The organism is Serratia sp. SM04 (assembly GCF_040280225.1).
Taxonomy (GTDB): domain Bacteria; phylum Pseudomonadota; class Gammaproteobacteria; order Enterobacterales; family Enterobacteriaceae; genus Serratia; species Serratia sarumanii.
Genome location: NZ_JBEOQT010000021.1, coordinates 1,061,299 through 1,083,736 on the forward strand (window position 1 = coordinate 1,061,299; position 22,438 = coordinate 1,083,736).

At 59.7% G+C, this 22,438-nt stretch carries 18 protein-coding genes; 13 read left to right on the forward strand and 5 right to left on the reverse strand.

Annotated features, from left to right (window positions below; translation table 11 throughout):
- Positions 1-6: 6 nt before the first annotated feature.
- Positions 7-198, reverse strand: coding sequence for a hypothetical protein (locus tag ABTW55_RS19500; RefSeq protein ID WP_033634949.1), 192 nt, complete (start codon positions 196-198; stop codon positions 7-9).
- The gene (locus tag ABTW55_RS19505; protein WP_060421483.1) at positions 188-835 is read right to left on the reverse strand and encodes a hypothetical protein; all 648 of its coding nucleotides are present in this window, start codon (positions 833-835) and stop codon (positions 188-190) included. The genes ABTW55_RS19500 and ABTW55_RS19505 overlap by 11 nt, the downstream gene beginning before the upstream one ends.
- Before the next feature lie 279 nt (positions 836-1,114).
- Between ABTW55_RS19505 and ABTW55_RS19510 the strand changes: the two genes are divergently transcribed.
- The 6 genes from ABTW55_RS19510 to ABTW55_RS19535 all read left to right on the forward strand — a co-directional run bounded on the left by ABTW55_RS19510 (position 1,115) and on the right by ABTW55_RS19535 (position 7,811).
- On the forward strand, positions 1,115-2,683 hold the full coding sequence (locus ABTW55_RS19510; protein ID WP_033647743.1) for an ABC transporter substrate-binding protein: 1,569 nt from the start codon (positions 1,115-1,117) through the stop codon (positions 2,681-2,683).
- On the forward strand, positions 2,683-3,738 hold the full coding sequence (locus tag ABTW55_RS19515) for an ABC transporter permease (protein ID WP_060421480.1): 1,056 nt from the start codon (positions 2,683-2,685) through the stop codon (positions 3,736-3,738). The genes ABTW55_RS19510 and ABTW55_RS19515 overlap by 1 nt, the downstream gene beginning before the upstream one ends.
- Positions 3,735-4,604 (forward strand): ABC transporter permease, encoded by an 870-nt coding sequence (locus ABTW55_RS19520; protein WP_043147604.1) that lies wholly within the window; start codon positions 3,735-3,737, stop codon positions 4,602-4,604. Before ABTW55_RS19515 ends, ABTW55_RS19520 begins: the two co-directional genes overlap by 4 nt.
- Entirely contained in the window at positions 4,594-5,436 is an 843-nt protein-coding gene (locus ABTW55_RS19525) for an ABC transporter ATP-binding protein (RefSeq protein WP_060421477.1), read from the forward strand. The genes ABTW55_RS19520 and ABTW55_RS19525 overlap by 11 nt, the downstream gene beginning before the upstream one ends.
- Complete coding sequence (locus ABTW55_RS19530) at positions 5,433-6,104, forward strand: ABC transporter ATP-binding protein (RefSeq protein WP_060421473.1); 672 nt, start codon at positions 5,433-5,435, stop codon at positions 6,102-6,104. Before ABTW55_RS19525 ends, ABTW55_RS19530 begins: the two co-directional genes overlap by 4 nt.
- A gap of 132 nt (positions 6,105-6,236) precedes the next feature.
- Positions 6,237-7,811: an ABC transporter substrate-binding protein gene (locus tag ABTW55_RS19535; RefSeq protein ID WP_060421470.1), complete on the forward strand. Its 1,575-nt coding sequence runs from the start codon at positions 6,237-6,239 to the stop codon at positions 7,809-7,811.
- Between the two features lie 312 nt (positions 7,812-8,123).
- Here ABTW55_RS19535 and ABTW55_RS19540 read toward each other — a convergent pair whose 3' ends face one another.
- Positions 8,124-8,882, reverse strand: coding sequence for an A24 family peptidase (locus ABTW55_RS19540; RefSeq protein ID WP_230199929.1), 759 nt, complete (start codon positions 8,880-8,882; stop codon positions 8,124-8,126).
- Positions 8,883-9,311: 429 nt separating this feature from the next.
- Between ABTW55_RS19540 and ABTW55_RS19545 the strand changes: the two genes are divergently transcribed.
- Positions 9,312-10,823: a YchO/YchP family invasin gene (locus ABTW55_RS19545; RefSeq protein ID WP_033653663.1), complete on the forward strand. Its 1,512-nt coding sequence runs from the start codon at positions 9,312-9,314 to the stop codon at positions 10,821-10,823.
- Here the strand turns inward: ABTW55_RS19545 and narL are convergent.
- Positions 10,820-11,470: a two-component system response regulator NarL gene (gene narL, locus ABTW55_RS19550; RefSeq protein ID WP_016927346.1), complete on the reverse strand. Its 651-nt coding sequence runs from the start codon at positions 11,468-11,470 to the stop codon at positions 10,820-10,822. The genes ABTW55_RS19545 and narL overlap by 4 nt on opposite strands.
- A 10-nt stretch (positions 11,471-11,480) precedes the next feature.
- The gene (narX, locus tag ABTW55_RS19555; protein WP_060421467.1) at positions 11,481-13,265 is read right to left on the reverse strand and encodes a nitrate/nitrite two-component system sensor histidine kinase NarX; all 1,785 of its coding nucleotides are present in this window, start codon (positions 13,263-13,265) and stop codon (positions 11,481-11,483) included.
- 350 nt (positions 13,266-13,615) lie between these two features.
- Between narX and ABTW55_RS19560 the strand changes: the two genes are divergently transcribed.
- The 6 genes from ABTW55_RS19560 (at position 13,616) to ABTW55_RS19585 (ending at position 22,434) form a co-directional block, all read left to right on the forward strand.
- Positions 13,616-15,010, forward strand: coding sequence for a NarK family nitrate/nitrite MFS transporter (locus tag ABTW55_RS19560; protein WP_033647734.1), 1,395 nt, complete (start codon positions 13,616-13,618; stop codon positions 15,008-15,010).
- Positions 15,011-15,780: 770 nt separating this feature from the next.
- Positions 15,781-16,680 carry a helix-turn-helix domain-containing protein gene (locus tag ABTW55_RS19565; RefSeq protein WP_033647733.1) on the forward strand — a complete coding sequence of 300 codons (900 nt, stop codon included), beginning with the start codon at positions 15,781-15,783 and terminating at the stop codon, positions 16,678-16,680.
- 180 nt (positions 16,681-16,860) lie between these two features.
- The gene (locus ABTW55_RS19570; RefSeq protein ID WP_060421464.1) at positions 16,861-17,823 is read left to right on the forward strand and encodes an NAD(P)-dependent oxidoreductase; all 963 of its coding nucleotides are present in this window, start codon (positions 16,861-16,863) and stop codon (positions 17,821-17,823) included.
- Between the two features lie 174 nt (positions 17,824-17,997).
- Positions 17,998-19,047: a UDP-N-acetylglucosamine--undecaprenyl-phosphate N-acetylglucosaminephosphotransferase gene (gene wecA, locus ABTW55_RS19575; protein WP_060421461.1), complete on the forward strand. Its 1,050-nt coding sequence runs from the start codon at positions 17,998-18,000 to the stop codon at positions 19,045-19,047.
- 45 nt (positions 19,048-19,092) lie between these two features.
- Positions 19,093-20,226, forward strand: a complete 1,134-nt coding sequence (locus tag ABTW55_RS19580) for a polysaccharide export protein (RefSeq protein ID WP_033647730.1) — start codon at positions 19,093-19,095, stop codon at positions 20,224-20,226.
- Between the two features lie 27 nt (positions 20,227-20,253).
- Positions 20,254-22,434, forward strand: a complete 2,181-nt coding sequence (locus tag ABTW55_RS19585; RefSeq protein ID WP_033647729.1) for a polysaccharide biosynthesis tyrosine autokinase — start codon at positions 20,254-20,256, stop codon at positions 22,432-22,434.
- Positions 22,435-22,438: the final 4 nt, after the last annotated feature.

The following is a 22,438-nucleotide window of genomic DNA, read 5'->3' on the forward strand; positions in this document are numbered from 1 at the left end:
GGGGGATTAGTCGTCGGTACGTTCGATCAGGTGACGTTTACTTTTTCTGAACGGGCCGATGGCTTCCCATTCCGGGAGTTCTTCAGGCGGACGTGGGTTGGCCATCTCCCAGCGATGGTGTTGGCGCAAAATCTCGATGGCGATGCGTTTTTGCTCTTGAATGGAGAGCGTAGGGTCGGTCAGATCCTTATTTTCCATTTTGGCTTCCTTTCTGCTCGTTATTTATACGCACCTTATCACATTTGGCCCCGTACTTTTCCAGCGATTGTATGTACTTTTTCAGTGCGTTGAAGCTGGTTTTACATGTCATGGTCCCGGGTATCACCTCAAAGCCGGCCTGACGAGTATACAGCGCCAACACGCGGTGATTGATTGCGTGGCTGATAAGTATGTCCGGCGGAGGCACCGGCGTCAGCCTCTGCTCTTGCAGGTTCAGGCCATACAGATACAGTACCTGCAAGCAGTTGCGCAGCATATTGCCTTTCAGTGGATGTTGCGCTTCACGCAGGGAGAAATTCTCCAACGCGACAAGTTCGATAACGTTCTCTGCCTGGAGATAACGGCACAGGCAAAAGCCGGCGCGGCTCAGCGGGCTGGCCATTTGCCGATAGACGAAAGCGAAACTCATCGGCGTTTGGGCATGATATTTAAAAAGAGAGCGCCAATTTAACGTATGCCCGTTTTTTCTGCCTTTTTGCCAGCGCCGGTCTTGTACCGTCAGACGAGTCATAAACAGATCCGACTCAAGCAGGACGCTGTTCATGTCTGCCAGCGTTTGCTCTATCGCTCTCTCATGCCGGTGTGAGACGCTATTTTCTGATGGATGGTTTTCCATTTGCCCGTTCCTTGGGTGACCGAACTGACGTTAATCACCCAATGAAACTGACTCAAACCCCGCCTTTCATCGCTGCGAACTGCGCCGCAAAGACAGTTATCCATTGCGGCCAGCTGCCGTGAGCGTGCGATCTGGCGTGCAATACTCTCCCTAATAATCAAAACCCCATCTATATACATAAAAAGAATATCTATAGTGATTTAAGTACCTTCAGCTGCCGATCGTGCTCGCATACACTCGCGAAATTATTATAAATTCCATCCGCTTGGAGAGTTTCAGATGAAAGCGCTCGTTCCTTCTTTGCTGTTTTTAGCCGTGGCGGCCAGCGTTAACGCGCAGGCGGCGACGCCGGCCAACACGCTGGTGATCGCGCAGTCTATCGATGACGTGGTCAGCTTTGACCCGGCCCAGGGATTTGAGTTAACCACGGTGCAGTCGTTCAACAGCCTGTATCAGCGTCTGATCCAGTCCGATCCGCACAACCCTATCGATCTCAAGCCAACCCTGGCCAGCAGCTGGCAGGCCGGAGCCGACAATCGCAGCCTGACTTTCAGCCTGCGCCCGGACGCCAGGTTCGCCAGCGGCAATCCGCTGCGGCCGGAAGACGTGATCTTCTCGCTTTCACGGGTGGTAAAACTCAATCTGGAGCCGTCGTTTATCCTGACGCAGCTGGGTTGGAACGCGAAGAACGTGGAGCAACACCTGAGCAAGGTGGATGACCACCAGGTAAAAATCAGCTGGAGTGAAAACGTCAGCCCGGCCTTCGTGCTCAGCCTGCTGTCGGCGCCGGTATCGTCGATCGTCGACGCCAAAGAGGCGCTGGCGCACCAGCAGGGCGACGATCTGGGGCACCAATGGTTGAACAGCCACTCCGCCGGCAGCGGCCCTTACAAAATCCGCACCTATGTGCCGCACGAGGTGGTGGTGCTGGACGCCAACCCAGGCTCGCCGGAAGGGGCGCCGACGCTGAAAACTATCCTGATCAAAAACGTGCCCGATCCGGCCGCGCGCCGTTTGCTGATCGAGCAGGGCGATGCCGATATCGCGCGCAACCTGGGGGCAGACCAGATGGCGGCTCTGAAGGGCAAGCCGGGCGTCAAACCGTTGGCCATTCCTTACGCCTCACTTTATTTCCTGCAGTTCAACGCCAAGGCGTCGCCGGCGCTCGGCAATCCGGCGTTCTGGGAGGCGGCGCGCTGGCTGTTCGATTACCAAGGCATCGCCGACGATCTGCTGAAAGGGCAGTTCCAGAGCCATCAGGCATTCCTGCCGGACGGTTATCTGGGTGCGCTCAAGGATCAGCCGTACAGCTTCAATCCACAGAAAGCCAAAGAAATACTGGCCAAAGCGGGGCTCAGCAACGTCAGTTTCCGTCTGGACGTCAACAACCAGCCGCCGTACCTGGATATCGCCCAGGCGCTGCAGGCCAGTTTTGCCCAGGGCGGCGTGAAGGTGGAACTGGTGCCGGGCATCAGCTCGCAGGTCTCCACCAAGGTGAAAACGCTTAACTACGATGCGACGCTGACTTCCTGGGGGCCGGATTATTTCGACCCTAACACCAACGCCGCAGCCTTCGCCTACAACCCGGAAGACGGCAGCAAGACGCTGGCCTGGCGCGCCAACTGGCAGATCCCGGCGCTGAGCAAGCTGACGCTGGCCGCCACCGCGGAAAACGACACCGCCAAACGGGTGGCCGACTACCAGCAACTGCAAAAACAGGTGCAGCAAAGCTCGCCGTTCGTCATCGGCCTGCAGGCGCGCAGCCTGATTGCGGTGCGTGACAACCTCAAGGGCTATGTGCAGGGCATCAACCCTGACATGGTGTTCTACAGCAAGGTCAGCAAGTAATGGCCGCTGAACTGTCCGCCTCCACCGGGGCGGCCCGGCGGTATTGGCGCTGGGGCGGGCGGCTGCTCGGCGGCGCGCTGTCGCTGGCGTTGACGTTGCTTGGCCTGCTGCTGTTCACCTTCATGCTGTCGCACCTGGCGCCGATCGATCCGGCGCTGCAGGTGGCGGGCGATCATGCCAGCGAAGCCACCTACGCACAGGTGCGGCATGAGTTGGGGTTGGATCAGCCGTTGCCGGTGCAGTTTTGGCGTTATCTGGTGCACCTGGCGCACGGCGATTTGGGTATTTCGCGCATCACCGCCCAGCCGGTGTTGAGCGATTTGCTGCGTACCTTCCCGGCGACGGTGGAGCTGGCCACCTGCGCCATTATCCTCGGCGCCCTCGGCGGCATTACGCTGGCGTTTCTGGCGGTGCTCAAACCGGGCAGCTGGCTGGATAACGCGGCGCGTTTGCTTTCGCTGATCGGTTATTCGGTGCCGATTTTCTGGCTGAGCCTGCTCGGGCTGCTGCTGTTCTACGCCACGCTGCACTGGTCGGCGGGGCCGGGGCGGCTGGACGACATCTACCTGTACAGCATGGAGCCGCGTAGCGGTTTCGTGTTGATCGACAGCTGGCTGTCCGGCGATCGCGACATGTTCTACAACGCCATCGGCCACCTGTGGTTGCCGGTAGTGGCGTTGGCGCTGTTGTCGATGGCGGGCATTACTCGGTTGCTGCGGGCGGCGATGCTGGAAGAGTGCAACAAGGAATACGTGACGCTGGCGCGTTCCAAGGGGGCCGGGCGCCTGCGCATTCTGCTGCGCCATGTGTTTCCCAACGTGCTGGGCACGCTGATCACCGTACTGTCTCTCTCTTACGCCAGCCTGCTGGAGGGGGCGGTATTGACCGAAACGGTGTTCGCCTGGCCCGGCGTCGGGCGTTACCTGACCTCGGCGCTGTTTGCCGCCGATACGCCGGCGATCCTCGGTGCCACGCTGCTGATCGGCACCTGTTTCGTGCTGTTGAATGCGCTGGCCGACGCCTTGACCTATTTAGTGGATCCGCGAACCCGATGAGCCAATATCTCTCTGAACACGAACCGCAAAGCGAGCCGGCCGTCGGTTACCGCCGTGGCCGGCGCCTGACCACGCTGACGCTGGGCACGGCGCTGGTGGCGATTCTGATCGTCACCGCGCTGCTGGCCCCGTGGCTGGCGCCTTTCGATCCCAATCTGCAGCATATCGAGCTGCGGTTACTGCCGCCTTCCGCCGCACATTGGCTGGGCACCGACGGCTTTGGCCGCGACTTGCTCTCCCGCGTGATTTACGGCGCGCGGCCGACGCTGATTCTGGTGTCGCTGATTCTGGTGTTGACCATTCCCATCGGCCTGCTGGTCGGCATTGGCGCCGGTTATCTCGGCGGCTGGGTAGAGCGCATTTTGATGCGCCTGACCGACATTTTTCTGTCGCTGCCGAGCTTGGTGATCGCGCTGGCGTTCGTGGCGGTCATGGGGCCGGGGCTGATGAACGGCGCGCTGGCGCTGGCATTGACCAGCTGGCCGGCCTTTGCCCGCCAGGCGCGGGCCGAAACCCTGGCGCTGCGCCGCAGCGATTACCTGGCGGCGGCGCGCATGCAGGGCATCAACGGGCTGCGGCTGATGGTCGGCCATATTTTGCCTTTATGCCTGCCGAGCGCGGTGGTGCGCGCAGCGCTCAGCCTGGGCGGCATCATCCTGTCCGCCGCCGGTCTGGGGTTCCTCGGCATGGGCGTCGCGCCGCCGACCGCCGAATGGGGCTCGATGGTGGCCGAAGGCAGTAAAGTGATTTTCGACCAATGGTGGGTCGCCGCCGCGCCGGGCGGGGCGATCCTGTTCGCCAGCCTGGCGTTTAACCTGCTGGGCGATGGCCTGCGCGACAAAATGGATCCTCGTCATGGACACTGATAACACCTTATTGACCGTCGAGCGGTTGGCGATCGGCGTGCCGGGGCCACAGCCGGTGACGTTGGTGAAGCATATTTCGTTCAGCATGGGGCGGGAGCGGCTGGCGCTGGTCGGTGAGTCCGGCTCCGGCAAATCGTTGACCGCGCGTGCGCTGATGGGGCTATTGCCGCCGCCGTTGCAGCTGCAGGCGCAGCGCCTGACGCTGGGCGATGAAGACTTGACGCGCCTGAGCGAGCGCCAGTGGAGCAGGCTGCGCGGCGACCGGGTGGCGATGGTGATGCAAGATCCCAAGCATGCACTGAATCCCAATCAGCCGATCGGCCGTCAGGTGGAGGAGCCGCTGGTGCTGCATGCGAAGCTGAGCCGCGCCGAGCGGCGTGAAAAAGTGCTGGAAATGCTGGCGGCGGTGGGCTTGCCCGATCCGGCTGCGCTGTGCCGCCGCTATCCGCATCAGCTCTCTGGCGGCATGGGGCAGCGGGTGATGCTGGCCATTGCGTTGATCAACGATCCACAGCTGTTGATTGCCGACGAACCGACTTCGGCGCTGGATCACCAGATGCGCGATCAGGTGCTGCAGCTAATAGAAAACCTGGTGGCGCAACGCAATATGGGGCTGATCCTGATCAGCCACGATTTGCAGCAGGTGGCGCACCACTGCGAGCGGGTGCTGGTGATGTACAAAGGCGAGCTGTTGGATCAGCTGCCGGCAGCAGAGCTGGCGGAGGCCACGCATCCTTATACTCGCACGCTGTGGGCGTGTCGGCCGAGCCGCGAGACGCGCGGCAAACCGCTGCCGGTGCTGGATCGCGCGCTGTTGGAGACGTTGAAATGAGCGTGATTGCACTGGAGAACCTGAGCGTCAGTCACCGCCAAGGCTACGAACTGCGCACCGTGGTGCATGAGGTTAACCTGTGCATCGAGCCGGGCGAGTGTTTCGGGCTGGTGGGGCCTTCCGGCTGCGGCAAGTCCTCGTTGCTGTGGGTGCTGGCCGGGCTGAATGGCAGCTGGCAGGGCGGCTTTGAGTTGCTGGGGCGGCGCCTGCAGCCGGGCCAGGCGTTTACCGGCGAACTGCGGCGCGAGGTGCAGATGGTGTTTCAGGATCCCTATGCTTCGCTACACCCCAAGCACCGGCTTTTGCGTACGCTGTCGGAGCCGCTCAAACTGCTGCAGGAAAGCGACATTGAACGTAAAATCAGCGCGGGCTTTCGCCAGGTGGGGTTGGATCCGCGCCTGCTGGAGCGCTACCCGCATCAGCTGTCGGGCGGCCAGCGTCAGCGTGTGGCGATCGTGCGCGCATTGTTGCTGCGGCCGAAGCTGCTGTTGCTGGATGAGCCGACCTCGGCGTTGGACATGTCGGTGCAGGCGGAGATCCTCAACCTGCTCAACGAGCTGAAACAGGCGGGCGATCTGACGATGGTGCTGGTCAGCCACGATGCGGACGTGATTGACCACATGTGCGATCGTTCGGTGGCGATGGCGCACGGCCGCATCATCGTTTGACCCTATGCCCGCCAACGCGGCGGGCATATCCATCCTGGTAATAAATAAAGCAATTTATCGTCGTTCTTCCGTTAATTCTTACCCCCTACACTCGAAAAACAGCGCAACCGCGTGATAGTGGAGAGTGTATCGATGAAACGGTTAATCCCAACCTTATTGTATGGCGCGCTGGCGGCCGCGTTAGGTGCGCAGGCCGCCACCCCGCAGGACACCTTGGTGGTGGTCAGTTCGCTGGAGGGCATTATCAGCCTCGATCCGGCGGAGAGTTTTGAAACCGTCAGCTCGGCCAATCTGGTCAACCTCTATCAGCGCCTGGTGGCGCCGGATCGCGGTGCGCCGCAAACGCTGGCGCCGGACGCCGCCGCCAGTTGGCAAGCGGGCGCCGATGGCCACAGCCTGATCTTTACCCTGAAACCGCAGCAGCGCTTCGCTTCCGGCAATCCCCTGCGGCCCGAAGACGTGATTTTCTCGCTGGTTCGCGCGGTGAAGCTGAACAAGGCGCCGTCGTTTATTCTCGGTGAGTTTGGCTGGACGCCGGATAACGTTGAGCAGCAGCTGAAGAAGGTGGGGGATAACCAGGTGCAACTCAGTTGGCCCGCCAACATCGGCAGCGAGTTGGCGTTGCGGCTGCTGACGGCGAATGTGGCCTCGATCGTGGATGAAAAGCTGCTGAACGAGCACGCGCAGCAGGGGGATTACGGCAATGCCTGGCTGCGCGGCCATTCCGCCGGCGGCGGCCCGTATCGGGTGAACAACTATGTGCCGCACGAAGCGCTGCTGTTTGGCCGCAACGACTATGCGCCGTCGCCGGCCCGGCTGAAAACGGTGTTGTTCAAGAACGTCAGCGACGCCGGCACCCGCCGTTTGCTGTTGCTGAAAGGAGATGCCGACGTGGCCTACGATCTGGGCGCCGACCAGTTCGACTCGCTGCGCAACGCGTCTGGCGTGCGCATCGAGCAGGCCGATGCGCCCCGGGTCTATTACTTGGGTTTCAACACCGGCAGCAAAGACAACCCGGCGCTGGGCAATCCGGCGCTGTGGCGGGCGGCGCGCTGGCTGGTGGATTATCAAAGCATCGCCGAGCAACTGCTGAAAGGGCAATATCGCGTGCATCAGGCCTTCTTGCCGCAGGGATTGGACGGGGCGCTCGACGATCGGCCGTTTACGCTCGACGTGGGTAAAGCCAAACAGATCCTGCGCGATGCCGGTATTGCCGAAGGTACGCGCCTCGATCTTATCGTCATCAATCAGCCGCCGTACACTGACATCGCGCAGGCGCTGCAGGCCAGCTTTGCGCAGGCCGGGCTGCGGCTGGATATCCATCCGGTGGTGGAGAGCGACCTGTGGGGCAAAATGCGCGGCCGCGATTTTCAGGCGATCTTCACCTACTGGGGCGCCGACTACCTGGATCCGAACACCAACGCCAGCGCCTTTGCCTACAACGTGCCCGGTGGGCCGAAAACCCTGGCCTGGCGCACCCAGTGGGGCATTCCCGCCATCAGCGCGGAAACGCGTGCCGCGGCCGCAGAGGGCAACAGCGCCGCGCGCCGCGCACGTTATGCCGCGCTGCAACGGGAACTGCAGGCCAGCTCGCCCTATGTAGTGGCGCTGCAGGGGCAAACGCTGGTGGCATTGCGCGACAACGTCAAAGGTGCCCGGTTGGATATCGCCAACAGCATGCTGTATCTGGATCGGGTCAACAAGTAGCGCCAAAGCAGCGCGCCTGGCCGAGCTTTCTGTCGCACCAAAGGTCGCCCGTGCGTGAAATCGCTTGCTGCTGCAACCTGGAATCGTGAGAGGTTTTGTCAGGATGAAATAAAATGAAATTTCATAACGTGCTCACATGGCGCTGATAAATTGGCGCTGAAAGGCGGCGTTGTTTACGTCTTTCACCGCGGTTGTCCGCAATGAGGCGGACACATCACCTCAGGAGATATTATGGACAATAACGGAAACGCTTCAGTGGAGCGCGCGGCAACCTTGCTCGCCGCCGGTGAGGTTGTGACGCCGGAACAGTTTTTATGGTTTCCAGCCACTGGCCAATCTGGCAACGGCCAGCACGGCAGAAGTGGCCGGATTGCTCAATCGGCTGATCGAGACGCTGAAGAACTCACCGAACAACGCCGGCGCGTTCTGGCCGGCGTTCATCAAGAGCAACAGCCAGCCGGCGGCCGCCAAGGCGATGCCGAAAGGTTGCGGCGTTCGCCAGGCGCGACGGTTGCGCAGGCCGCGCGCCAAGGCCATGCCTAATCCGAACATTGCCGCCAGGCAGACCAGCAGCGGCAGCATCGTCCAACCGAGCCAGGCGCCCAGCGCCGCCAGCAGTTTGAAGTCGCCTTGGCCGATGCCGTTACGCCGCCGCAGCTGTCGATAAAGCGCGTTGAGCAGCCACAACGCCCCGTAGCCGGCGGCGGCGCCGATAACCGCATCGTCCAGCGGCGCCCAGCGAGCGTCGAGATTGCACAACAGCCCGCCCCACAGCAGCGGCTGGGTCAGCCGGTCCGGCAGCCAGCGGTGGCGCCAGTCCAGCCAGGCCAGGGCGATCAGCAGCGCCGCGGCCGGCGGTAACCACAGCCGGTGTGCTGCCGGCGGGTCGAAAGGCAGCGTCGCCAACGCCACACCCAAGGCCGTCAGCAGCAGGCTGCGGCGGCGCAATCTCGGCGGGCTGGCGCGCACGGCCGCCGTTCGCTCCAGCCGGGTGATGAGCGCGAAGGCGACCATTCCTGCCGACAGCAGCGCGGTAAAAAACAGTGCGTGCCACAGTGAGAAAAGAAACATCAAGGCTCCGTCAGTCGTGAAACAGATGTTTAAAATAACGGCAAAATGCGTATTTCATCGGAGTGAAATGCGGTGGATTGTGAGAAATGCGCAGTCGTGCGCATTGCCACTTTAGGTATTGCAGAGTGATACAATGCCATGCGCGGTGGCGCGCAGTAGTGGGTTGCTGCGCTTTTTATCGGCAAAATCGGCGCTAAAAGGGTGTGAATTCACCTGGCGGCCGGAATGGAGCGGCCAATGGCGTAAGTGACGGCGTCACTGAGAGGTGATTGGGGTTTATCCTATTGTTTCTGCTCGTCAAGCCGTTAGGCTTTAAGGGAGAGGCGCCCCGACAGGCCGGGACGTAAGGTTTTTCAGATCTGCCGCGGGAAAGGCGGCAGCAAAGCAGTGGGTTGGCATGCTCCAGGAGGGAGGGAGGCCAACGGTGTCATGAAAGACGAAATTCAGGCAGGACTCATCAAAATCAAAAAACGACTCTGGCGCCGCCGCCGGGCGGCCTGGCTGGCCGGGCCGCTGGTGTGGCTGGCCGGCGCGGCGCCCGTGTGCGCCGAATCCCCGCCGGCGCCGGACGCCGTTATTTCTTCCGAACGGCAAGCCGCGGATCCGGCCGAGAGTTTGCCGGAGCTGGGCGGTGCGCCCGACGATGCCGCGCGCGAGAAGCAGTGGGCCGAGATGGCCAAGCAGTTTGGCGAAAAAGATCTGAATAACGTTTCCCGTCAGCAGATGCGCAGCCGCGCCGAGGATTACCTGCTCGGCCAGGCGGCCGACACGCTGCAGCAACAGGCGCAGGAGCTGTTGTCACCGCTGGGCACCGCCCGGCTATCGCTGAAGATGACCGGTGAGGGGGACTTTACCGGCAGCAACGGGCAGTTATTCAGCCCGCTGTACGACGTCGACGGATTGCTGACCTACAGCCAGATCGGCTGGCTGCAGCAAAGCGCCGGGGCGCTCGGCAATTTTGCGCTGGGGCAGCGCTGGATCGTCGGCGACTGGCTGCTGGGTTACAACACGGCGCTCGACAGCGATTTCGCCCGGCAGCGCAATCGCGGCAGCGTCGGCGCGGAAGCCTGGGGAGACTACCTGCGTTTCTCCACCAACTATTACTACCCGCTGTCGGCGCTGGCGCAACAGCCCGGCGATGGCGTGTTTTTCAGCCGTCCGGCGCGCGGTTACGACATCACGACGCAAGGCTATCTGCCGTTTTATCGCCAGATCGGCGGTTCGCTCAGCTATGAGCAGTATCTGGGCGATAATGTCGATCTGTTTGGCAGCGGCAAAAAACAAAACGATCCGCGCGCGATGCAGCTGGGGCTCAATTACACGCCGGTACCGCTGGTGACGATGAAGGCGCTGCATAAGATTGGCGCGGGCGGGCAGAGCCAGGATCAGGTCGAACTGGCGCTGAGTTATCGGCTCGGGGTGCCGCTGGCGAAGCAGATTTCGCCGGAGTATGTGGCGCAGGCCAAGTCGCTGCGCGGCAGCCGCTACGATCCCATCGAACGCAAGAACGTGCCGGTGCTGGAATTCCGCCAGCGCAAAACGCTGCAGGTGTTCCTGGCCACGCCGCCGTGGAGCCTGCAGGCAGGGGAAACCGTGCCGCTGGTGCTGGAAATCAAGGCGTTGAACGGCATCGCTCACGTCAGTTGGCAGGGGGATACGCAGGCGCTGAGCCTGACGCCGCCGCATAACGCCAACGATCCGCAGGGCTGGACGGCGATCGTGCCGCCGTGGGACGACGCGCCGGGCGCCGCCAACAGCTACCGGCTGTCGGTCACGCTGGAGGACGAAAAGCAGCAGCGCGTGACCTCCAACTGGATAGAGCTGAAAGTGGCGCCGCCGCTGACGGCGACCGCCGGTGATGATGCGAGCCTGCTGCCGATCAAAACCCTGACGCCGCCGCCGATCCCGGCGCAAACCGGGCCGCTGTACGGCGGCGATTAACCGTTTTTACCCTGCAGCACCCACACCGCGGCCTCGACGCGGGATTTTAGCTTCATCTTTTTCAGCAGGTGTTTGACGTGCACCTTGACGGTGCTCTCGGTGATGGTCAGGCGGCGGGCGATCAGCTTGTTCGGCAGCCCCTGGGCGATCAGCTTCAGGATATCCCGCTCGCGCGGCGTCAATTGCTGAATATCGCGATCGGCGCTGGGGCGGTTTTCCCGCAGGCTGGCGGCGAGGATCGGCGTCAGCGTTTCGCTCAGCACCATCTGCCCGGCCGCCGCCTGATGCAGCGCCTTCAGCAGATCCTCCGGCTCCATATCTTTCAACAGATAGCCGTCGGCGCCGCGTTTGAGCGCGCTGACGACGTCGTCTTCATGGTTGGACACGCTGAACACCACGACGCGCCCCGAGAGGTCGGTCTGTCGCAGGCGATCCAGCGTTTCCAGCCCGTTGATGCCGGGCATGTTCAGGTCGAGCAGGATCAGATCCGGATCGTGCTGCTCCGCCAGCGTGACCCCTTGTTCACCGTTACTGGCTTCGGCGATGACCTGCAGGCGGGCGTCCATGCCAATCAGCTGTTTTACGCCGTTGCGCAGCATCGGGTGGTCGTCTATCAGTAAGATTGTGGCGGCGGTTTCTGTCGTCATGGTGTCTCCGTTAGTCGATGGCGTGGTTATCCGGCGTGAAGCTGACCCGCACCTCGGTGCCGCCGCCGCTGCGCGGTAAAATATCGCAGCGGCCATGCAGGCTCTTGGCGCGATCGCGCATGATGATCAAGCCGTAATGGTCGGGGCGAGACGTCTCGGCCGGCAGGCCGCGTCCGTTGTCGCATACGCTCAGGGTCACTTCGCCCCGCTTGTTGATGACCTGAATGCTCACCTCGCTGGCGGCGGCATGCTTAAGGATGTTGCTGAGCGCCTCGCGGGCGATCTGCAGCAGGTGAATGGCCTGGTAAGCCGGCACCGTGCGTGGCCCCAGTTGGTAATCGAGGCTGATGGTCAGGCCCAGTTTGGGATTGAACTCCGCCACCGTCGATTGCAGCGCCGCCAGCAGGCCCGGTTCGGTCAATTGCAGGCGGAAGGTGGTCAGCAGCTCGCGCAGCTGGCGATAGGCGCCGTTCAGCTCTTCGCGCATCTGCTGCACCAGCGCCTGGCTGGCGGAAGAGAGCGTTTCGCCCTGCATCTGCAGGCAGGCGATTTGCATTTTCAGGCAGGAAAGCGATTGGGCGATGGAGTCGTGCAGCTCGCGGGCGATCGCCGCCCGTTCTTCCATCAGCATCAGCTGCTGCTGATGGTCGACCTGACGCTCGATGGCCAGCACGCTGGTCAGCTGCTCCACCAAGGTGTTGATCAGCTGGCGGTGCTCATCGTTCAGCGGCTGTTGCGGCGCATGCTGCGCCACGATCACGCCGTAGTCGCCGAGCTTGTCGCTCAGGCTCCAGCTCAGCGACGGATTGTCGGGATGCTGGCGGTCGCTGTCGTTCAGGCAGGCGCTGCACACCGGGTTATGGCAATGCTCCGGCCGCAGCGGCTGGTTGCCGCTCAGCTGCAGCAGCGGTTCCCGGCTGTCGTTTTCATACAGTCGCACCTGAATGGCGCGCAGCGGCGTCAGGGTTTGCAGCTGGTTGAGCAGCGGCGTCAGGCGGCTGCACAGCGGCTCGCTGGCGTGCAGCAGGCGGCTGGCGCGATAAAGGAAGCTCAGCACCTGATTCTTTTGCTGCAGGTCCGCGGTCTTCTCGGCCACGCGCTGCTCCAGCCCGCTGTAGGTGGCCGACAGTTCGTCGGACATGGTGTTCAACGCGCCGCCGAGCGACGCCATTTCATCCTGGTGGCCGCGCTGCGCGAAGCGGCGGCTAAAATCGCCGCGGCCCACCGCCAACGCCATTTCCACCAGCTGTCGCCACGGATGCAGCAATCGGCGGCGCAGGTAGCAGGTGGTGCCGATCAGCAGCAGCAGGGTCAGCGCGATGAAGCCGGCCTGCACCAGCGTCACCATCAGCAGGCGGCGCTCGGTTTGCCTGTCGATATCCGACACCAGCTTATCCAGCAGCTGCACGAAGTGCGCCACCTGCGGCGCGGCGTCGGCCGGGCGCTGCGCGCTGCGCAGGCGTGGTTGCAGGGTCTGTTGCCAGTAGTCGCGCAAGGCGTCGAAAGGTTGCGTCAACCCTTCCTGCTCCACCGAGCGCTGCAGGTCGGGGCTGTTTTCGTCGCGCTCCAGTTCGTGAATCAACGCTTCATGCCGTTCATCCAGCGGCACCTGCGCCAGCAGACGGTAGCTTTGCATACGCAGTGAGCCGGCCTTGTTGATGGCGTGCGCATTGCCCTGAATGCTTTGCGACATCCAGGCGGAAATCCCCATGCCGGCCACGCCCAGAATGCCCGACAGCAACATCAGCAGGGCGACCTGATTCACGATCGAAAGCGGGGCCAACAGGCGTTTCATAAGCGTGGGTTCCTGGCATTTGGCGCCGCTGAAACTCAGGGGGAGAGGCGGCGACGGGGTAAACAAGTAACGATTCAGCCGTATTTTTGATTATCCCTGAGCATAACCCCATACCTCGAATGAAGTACCCATTAGTTTCCGGCGGGACGGTGAAGCGGTGAGAGTAGCGGCGTGATTTTTCCTAATTCGTTGATTTAAATTGATTTAATTTTTATTCGGGGCGTACCCCTAAGGGGATGAAGGCGCTATTTATGCCGCCAACTACTTGCATTCGGGTTGATATACATCAACTTTGCCGCCGGGGCCGCCCCCTAGGGTGTGCAGAATGATCCCCCGTGTCTGAGGTTTTTATGTCGCAACTTGCAACGCCTTCATCAAAGAAAACCGGTGCGCTGATTCAGGACTGGCGTCCTGAAGACAGCGCCTTTTGGCAGCAGCGTGGCCATCGCATCGCCACCCGCAACCTGTGGATTTCCATTCCCTGCCTGCTGCTGGCCTTCTGCGTCTGGATGCTGTTCAGCGCCGTCGCGGTCAACCTGAACAAGGTGGGCTTCAACTTCACCACCGACCAACTGTTCCTCCTGACGGCGCTGCCGTCGGTGTCGGGCGCTATTTTACGCGTGCCGTATTCATTCGTGATCCCGCTGTTTGGCGGCCGTCGCTGGACCGCCATCAGCACCTGCTTCCTGCTGGTGCCGTGCTTGTGGCTGGGGTTCGCGGTGCAAGACAGCAGCACGCCGTACAGCGTGTTCGTCATCATTTCCCTGCTGTGCGGCTTCGCCGGCGCCAACTTTGCCTCCAGCATGGCCAACATCAGCTTCTTCTTCCCGAAAGCGCGCCAGGGCGGCGCGTTAGGGCTCAACGGCGGGTTGGGAAATCTGGGCGTCAGCGTCATGCAGCTGGTCGCGCCGCTGGCGATTTCTTTCAGCCTGTTCGGCCTGTTTGGCGGCACGGCGCAAAATCAGGCGGAGGGGGGGCAGCTGTGGCTGGAAAACGCCGCCTGGGTCTGGGTGCCTTTCCTGCTGGTTGCCACCCTGGCGGCTTGGTTCGGCATGAACGATCTGGCGGCGGCCAAGGCCTCGCTGCGCCAGCAACTGCCGGTGCTCAAGCGTGGGCATTTGTGGATGCTGAGTTTGCTGTATCTTGCGACCTTCGGTTCTTTCATCGGTTTCTCCGCCGGTTTCGCGATGCTGTCGAAGACGCAATTCCCGGACATCGTGATCCTGCATTACGCATTCTTCGGGCCGTTCCTCGGTGCGCTGGCGCGGCCGGTCGGCGGCGCGCTGTCTGACCGTTTCGGCGGCGTGCGGGTGACGCTGATCAACTTTGTGGTGATGGCCGTGTTCGCCGCGCTGCTGTTCCTGACCTTGCCGACGGCGGGTGAGGGCGGTTCGTTCATCGCCTTCTACGGCATCTTTATGGTGCTGTTCCTCACTGCGGGGCTGGGCAGCGGGTCGACTTTCCAAATGATCGCCGTCATTTTCCGTAAAATCACTGTCGATCGCGTGAAAGCGGCCGGCGGCAGCGACGAGAGCGCGCAGCGTGAAGCGGTGACGGACTCCGCCGCCGCATTGGGCTTTATCTCGGCGATCGGGGCCGCCGGCGGCTTCTTCATTCCCCAGGCATTCGGCACCTCGCTGGCGTTGACCGGTTCGCCGGCGGGGGCAATGAAAGTATTCCTGGTGTTCTATATCTTGTGCGTGGTGATCACCTGGGCGGTGTATGGCCGCAAGAAAAAAGCCTGAGTATCAAACGTCTTTCTCAATCCCTCCCGGCAGGGGAGGGATATTTCGCTCATTCCGAGTCATCTCTCCTCGCCTCCTCAGTGAAATTTTCTGTCTTTAGGTAAAATTCTCATCTCCGCTTGCCGTTTTTTTCTTTTTTTATAGCACTATCTCTCAATGTGGGAATATTTTCGCCAAAACGGATTATATTATTTGTACGTTTTTTCCGTTTTATTGAGAGTATTCTTACATTAAGGCGTTAATATCTTTCCGCAGATTAAATGAAATTTCCGGGACGGTAAGGCATAATTAGTGCGATTGTTATAAAATCAGTAATAGGATTTTGTCATAGATGCTGCACGCACTGAGTGGAATGTGTAACGGGGTTAAATCAGATAACTCTCATTCTGTTTTTTCCGGCTTTTTGTAGTCTATCTGACAATCAGATTAGGTGGAAAAACACAATGAATTCACGGATAAGAATGAAATTTCACAATTTTATTCGATTAACAATCTAACAACACCGTTAGTTTTTCCTTTTTAAATCAATGAGGTGACCATTTGAATTTTACGGTAGCCATGAAAGAAATCCATGTTGCCAGCAGGGAAAAAGAGTCATTTGGGTAAACGGAACATCCTTAATAAGGCCTAATGTAAAAAATGAAATCAGAAAATTTTTATAAAGGCCAATATCCGATGAATGCAACCTGTTGAGTTTACATTTAATTTCTTGACATTTTTTGATATTTCTATACAAAGTGTGCAGGACAGGCACGCTAAGGAAATTAAAAGTGAATCTTGATAAAAGAATAAAGATTAGGAATCTCGATGTTCTGACTCCTGCCGGGGAGAAATTTCGTCTGCGTTGGAAGGAGTATCAAATTCTTTCGCTGCTTGTCGCCAGATCGCCAGAGCTGGTTACCCGAACGGAAATTATAGAAAATATCTGGAAAGGAACTTACTGCTCAGATTCAACGATAAATCAAACAATTAAATCTATTCGCCAAAAAATTAGCGACACGGAACATACGCTTATCAGAACCATTCCCCGTTTGGGTTACAAGGTGGAAAATCAATCGGCTTTTCACTTTATATCCGAGGATGAGGGCTACGCTGATGATGATATATTAAATGGCGATGAAAATATTGGCGTTGATATTCAAGCGGAACTTTCTGAAAATGAAAGTGAGTCGTCTGAAACAAACGATGAAAAAATAGATAAGCCGCGTAAATCGACGCTGGTGGCTGCGCCTGTTGCAACGGTAGAGTCAGCCCACGAACCCACGCGTGAAAAAAAGTCGACGACGGTGCGGCGTTTTTTCAGCATGCCCGCCAGCCGCGTAGTGAAATACCTGACAGTATTCGCTTCGTTGCTGGTTATTTCACATTTTTCATATGTGCTCGGCAACCAAACTCGTCCACCGGTGATCAATGATATTCAGAACAACACGCGCGTGGTGTTGACGCTGACGCTGAATAATCCCCATACCAACAGCCCGCAAACCTTGCTCTGCCTGTACCAGGGCGAGAGCATGGAGCAGGCGACCATCGAATGTGTCGACCCCAAGCAAGGGCAGCTTAAGTTGCCGGTAAAATATGAGACTTCTTCTACGCCGGGTAAAGGTCGGATTAATCTCATATTGCCGAACAAAACCTTGCAATATCAAGTTGCTTACGATGTTAAAAATTAGCGCTGAATGAGGTTTTATCTTTAGCGATAATTTTACATTTGATGAAATCTTTTATTTCATTATTTGTTATTTGAAAGCCAGGTTCGATTTGTCCAGTCTGGAACTCATTACCTAACGCATATTAGCGTCCTGTTTCCATCGAGGTGACAGGAATAATGAGAACCTGCTGAGTGACAAATTATGGATAAGCGTAAAGTAGCTATTATCGGGGGTTCCGGTTTTATCGGAACACGCCTGGCAAAACGTCTCAGTGCGCGCGATGATCTGACGTTGGTCATCGTTGACAAGCAACCCAGCGCACATTTTCCGGCGCTCTATCAGTATGGCGACGTGACACAGCCCCAGACCCTGCAAGAACCGCTGGCGGGCTGTGACGCCATCATTAATCTGGCGGCGGAGCATCAGGACAACGTCGATCCTATTTCGCTCTATTATCAGGTCAATGTCGAAGGCGCACGCCATGTCTGCATGACCGCCTCCGCCTTGAATATCCGCCAAATCATTTTCACTTCCTCGGTGGCCGTTTACGGGTTCGTCGAGCAGGAAACCGATGAAGGGGGACGTTTCGATCCCTTCAACCATTACGGCAAGTCCAAGCTCGAAGCGGAATACGTTTATGAAGCGTGGCGCAAGGCGGATAGCGCAAACAAACTGACCATCATCCGCCCGACGGTGGTATTCGGTGAAGGCAACCGGGGCAATGTGTATAACCTGTTCCGCCAGATCGCCAGCGGCCGATTCGTGATGATTGGCAGCGGCAATAATATGAAGTCGATGGCTTACGTTGAAAATATTGCCGCGCGGCTGGAACATGCGTTGGACCAGCAGTCAAGTTATCAGGTCAGCAACTACGTCGATAAACCGGACTTTACGATGAATCAATTGGTCGACGTAATTTCCTCCTCGCTGGGCAGAGAAAATAAGACGATTCGCATTCCTTATGTGGTGGGCATATGCGGGGCGACCGCATTGGATGTCGTGAGTAAAATAAGTCGTAAAAAATTCCCAATCAGCCGCGTCAGAGTGCAGAAATTCTGCGCCAGAACGCAATTTAAAAGTAATGTGCAAAATAATTTCGTGGCGCCGGTTGAACTTGATTCGGCAATCGAAAGAACCATTAAATATGAGTTTTCTGATAGATAACTTAACCGCACGCTGACGTTATTTACGTATTTCCGCCGACAAGCGGATAAATCTGTATTTTTCAGGATTAACTCATGCTGACTTATATCCTGGCCGGATCAATTTTGTTTTTGTTAATAGCGCATTGGGAGCTGTAACTCAAGGGCGGTAGCGTGCTTATTCGCTGGAGGAACGATGTTATATCAACTGAGCGTGATATTTGTGCTGGCGGTCGCCTGGGTGCTTATTGCCCGCCGGGCCGCCTTGACGGTGGGATTGGTGGATAAGCCCAATGCGCGCAAGCAACATCTGGGACATATTCCGCTGGTCGGCGGCATCGCCATATACCTGACGCTGATGCTGATGACGCTGTGGCAACCCGCCTGGCTGCCCGACAGCACCGTCTATCTGCTGTGCATTACGGCGCTGGTGGTGTTGGGCGTGCTGGATGACCGCTTTGATCTGCCCGTGGCGCCGCGCGTCATGGTGCAGGGAGGGATCGCGCTGGCGATGATGCTGGCGGCAGGGATGCAGCTTTCCTCGCTGGGCTATGTCTGGGGCCATCAGGAAGTGATGCTCGGTTATGGCGCGCTGCTGCTTACGCCGCTGGCGGTCTGGGGGGCGATCAACGCCTACAACATGGTGGATGGCATCGATGGGCAGCTGGGCGCCTTGTCCTGCGTCACCTTCGTGGCGTTGGCCATCCTGTTCGGATTGGGCGGCCGGGAAGATCTGGCGCTGTGGTGCCTGGGCCTGATCGCTGCGCTGGCGGCTTATCTGCTGTTCAACCTGAGCCTGTTCGGCGCGCGCAACAAGATCTTTATGGGGGACGCCGGCAGCATGGTGATCGGCTTCAGCGTGCTGTGGCTGGTGTTGCTGGCGACTCAGGGGCCGCAGGCGGTAATGCGCCCGGTCACCGCGCTGTGGCTGATCGCCATTCCGCTGATGGACATGGTGACCGTGATGGTGCGCCGCCTGTTGCGCCGCCAAAGCCCCTTCAAAGCGGGCCGCGATCATTTGCACCATATTCTGATGCGTCGCGGGCTCAATGCGCGCCAGGCGCTGGCGATGAGCACCATGCTGGCGGTGACGCTGGCCTGCGTCGGCATTTGCAGCGAAGTGCTGCAGCTGCAGGAAAGCCTGATGCTGGTGGCGTTTCTGTTTTGTTTCTGCGGTTATTTCGCCATGTTGCGCGAACCGCGTCAGGCGACGGTGTTCAGCGATAATCCGACCGTCGGCCGTTAATCCCCTCACGGGCTGCGGCAGCAGCCCGCTTATCACGGTACTTCCATGAATTTTCATTTGCCTCTTTTGATGCCGTTGGCCTTCACCTCCGCGTTGTTGAGCGGGTGTACGGTGGTCCCCGGCTCACATTTACCGACCAGCGGAAAAGCCATCGTCGTGCAGCAGGACGACGATTTCGATTTGAATGACCAGGTGCAGGTTTACCGCATGTCGCCGATGCTGCTGCAGAAAATGCGGCGCGTAGAACCGGTCGCCCGGCCGAATCCGGCGCTGGATCAGCGGTTGCAGAACTATCAATACCGCATCGGCGTCGGCGACGTGTTGAACGTCACCGTCTGGGATCACCCCGAGTTGACCACGCCGGCCGGGCAGTACCGCAGCGCCAGCGATACCGGCAACTGGGTGCATGCAGATGGCACGATCTTTTATCCCTATATCGGGCGAGTGGCGGTGGTGGGCAAGACCGTCACCGAAGTGCGCAGCCTGATCGCCGGCCGTTTGGCGCAGTACGTGGAAAGCCCGCAGGTGGACGTCAGCATCGCCGCTTTTCGTTCGCAGAAGGCCTACGTGACCGGCGAAGTGAAAACCTCCGGCCAACAGGCGATCACCAACGTGCCGTTGACCATTCTGGACGCGATCAACGCCGCCGGCGGCCTGACGGACAACGCCGACTGGCGCAACGTGGTGCTGACCCATCAGGGCAAAGAGCGGGCTATTTCGCTGCAGGCGCTGATGCAGCGTGGCGACATCAGCCAGAACGCGCTGCTGCAGCCGGGCGACATCCTCTACATCCCGCGCAATGACGAATTGAAAGTGTTCGTGATGGGCGAGGTGGGCAAGCAAGCGACGCTGAAGATGGATCGCAGCGGCATGACCCTGACCGAAGCCCTCGGATCTTCCGAAGGGATCAGCCAGACGGTGGCGGATGCGACCGGGGTGTTCGTGATCCGGCCGAGCGGCGGTAAAACGCCGCAGCGGCTGGCGACGCTGTATCAGTTCGATCTCTCCGACGCCAGCGCGCTGGCGATGGGCGCTGAATTTCAGCTGCAACCTTACGACGTCGTGTACGTCACTGCGGCGCCGATCGCGCGCTGGAACCGTTTGATCAGCCAGCTGGTGCCGACCATCAGCAGCTTTAACGATCTCAGCGAGGCTACCTTGCGCGTGCGCAACTGGTAACTCCGCAGGGTGAATAAGGAACAGAAGATGAAAAACAATGCGCTGTCCGTGATGGTGGCCGAACAAGATGAAAAGCTGGAGTGGGAGCGGCTGATCGGGCCGCTGTGGGATAACCGTTGGCGGATCGCCGTCGTGACCGGTTTGGCCGGCGTGCTGGGCGTCGCCTACGCCCTGTTGGCCACCCCGGTATATCAGGCCACGGCGGTGGTGCAGGTGGAGAAGCAGCTGTCCGGCGATTCGCTGCTGCGTGAAACGCTGGACAGCACGATGGGGCAAAGCTCGGCGACGCAGGATGAGGTGACGCTGGCCAAGTCACGCTACGTGCTCGGCAAAACGGTGGACGCCCTCGGCCTGACGGTGCGCGTCAGCCCGGACTATTTCCCGGTGTTCGGTAAAGGCCTTGCCCGGTTGAGCGGTGAAAAGCCGCCGGTGCTGAACATCACCACGCTGACGACGCCGGCGGACATGCAGGGCGAAGCGCTGACGCTGACGGTGCGCGACGGGCAGCATTACGAATTGAGCCATGACGGCGACAAACTGTTCAGCGGCGTGGTCGGGCAGCCGGTGGCGCAGGGCGGTTGGAACATGACCGTCTCGGCGCTGGACGCGGCGCCGGGCGCCAGCTTTACCGTGGTCAAAGTCGCGCGTCAAGAAGCGGTGGACGATCTGCGCAAATACCTGGACGTGGTACCGGGCGGCAAGGACAGCGGCATCATGGCCTTTACGCTGCCGAGCGAAGATCCGCAGAGCGCCGAGGCGATGCTGAAGAACATCACCGACAACTACCTGCAACAGAACGTGGACCGCAAAACGGAAGAGGCGCAGCGCATGCTGGCGTTCCTGCAAGAGCAATTGCCGCAAACGCAAACCTCGTTGAACAATGCCGAAACCCAGCTCAATCAGTTCCGCCAGCAAAACGACTCGGTGGATCTGTCGCTGGAAGCCAAATCGGTGCTGGATACTCAGGTGCAGCTCGAAGCCCAGCTCAATGAGCTGACCTTCAAGGAAGCGGAGATCTCCAAGCTCTATACCCGCGCGCACCCGGCTTACCGGGCGCTGCTGGAAAAGCGCGCCACGCTGGAGGCGGAAAAGGCGCGGCTGGGTAAACAGGTGCAGACGCTGCCGAAAATGCAGCAGGAGATCCTGCGCCTCACCCGCGACGTGCAGGTGGATCAGCAGGTTTACATGCAGCTGATGAACAAGCAGCAGGAGCTGAGCATCAGCAAGGCCGGCACGGTGGGCAACGTTCGCATCATCGACGAAGCGGAAACCGCTATCCGGCCGATTAAGCCGCAGAAGATGCTGATCGTCTTGTTGGCGCTGCTGCTGGGGGCGGGAGGCGCCGCCTCGGTGGTGCTGCTGCGCGCGGCTTTCCATCGCGGCATCAATGATATCGATACCCTGGAGAAGCGGGGCATCAACGTCTACGCTACCGTGCCGCTGTCGCCGTGGCAGGTCAAGCGCAACCGCGAGCAGCGCCATTTGCTGCCCAAATCCGGCGGCCGGCGCTTGCCGATCCTGGCGGTGGCCGAACCGACGGATCTGTCGGTGGAAGCGATCCGCAGCCTGCGCACCAGCCTGCATTTCGCCATGATGGAGGCCAAAAACAACATTCTGATGGTCTCCGGCGCCAGCCCGGAAAGCGGCAAGAGCTTTACCAGCACCAACCTGGCGGTGGTGGTGGCGCAGGCCGGGCAGCGGGTGCTGTTGATCGACGCCGATATGCGCAAAGGCTTCCTGCACCGCTGGTTGGCGGATGATGGGCATCAGGGCCTGTCCGACATGCTGGTGGGCAACGTGACGGCGGAACAGGCGGTGCGGAAAACCGCCATCGCCAACCTGGACTTCGTGCCGCGCGGCCAGGTGCCGCCGAACCCGTCCGAACTGCTGATGCACCGCCGTTTCGCCGATTTTCTGCGCTGGGCCGGGCAAAACTACGATCTGGTGCTGATCGACACGCCGCCGATTCTGGCGGTGACGGACGCGGCGATCGTCGGCAATCACGCGGGCACCTCGCTGCTGGTGGTGCGCTTTGAGGTGAATACCGTCAAGCAGATCGAAACCAGCATGCGCCGCTTCGAACAGAATGGGGTGACGATCAAGGGCGTGATCCTCAACGGCATGGTGAAGAAGGCGGCAACCGACATGAGCTATTACAACTTCGCCTACCCAAGCCATCGGGAAGAACGACCGCAGGCAGGGGAGTAAGCGG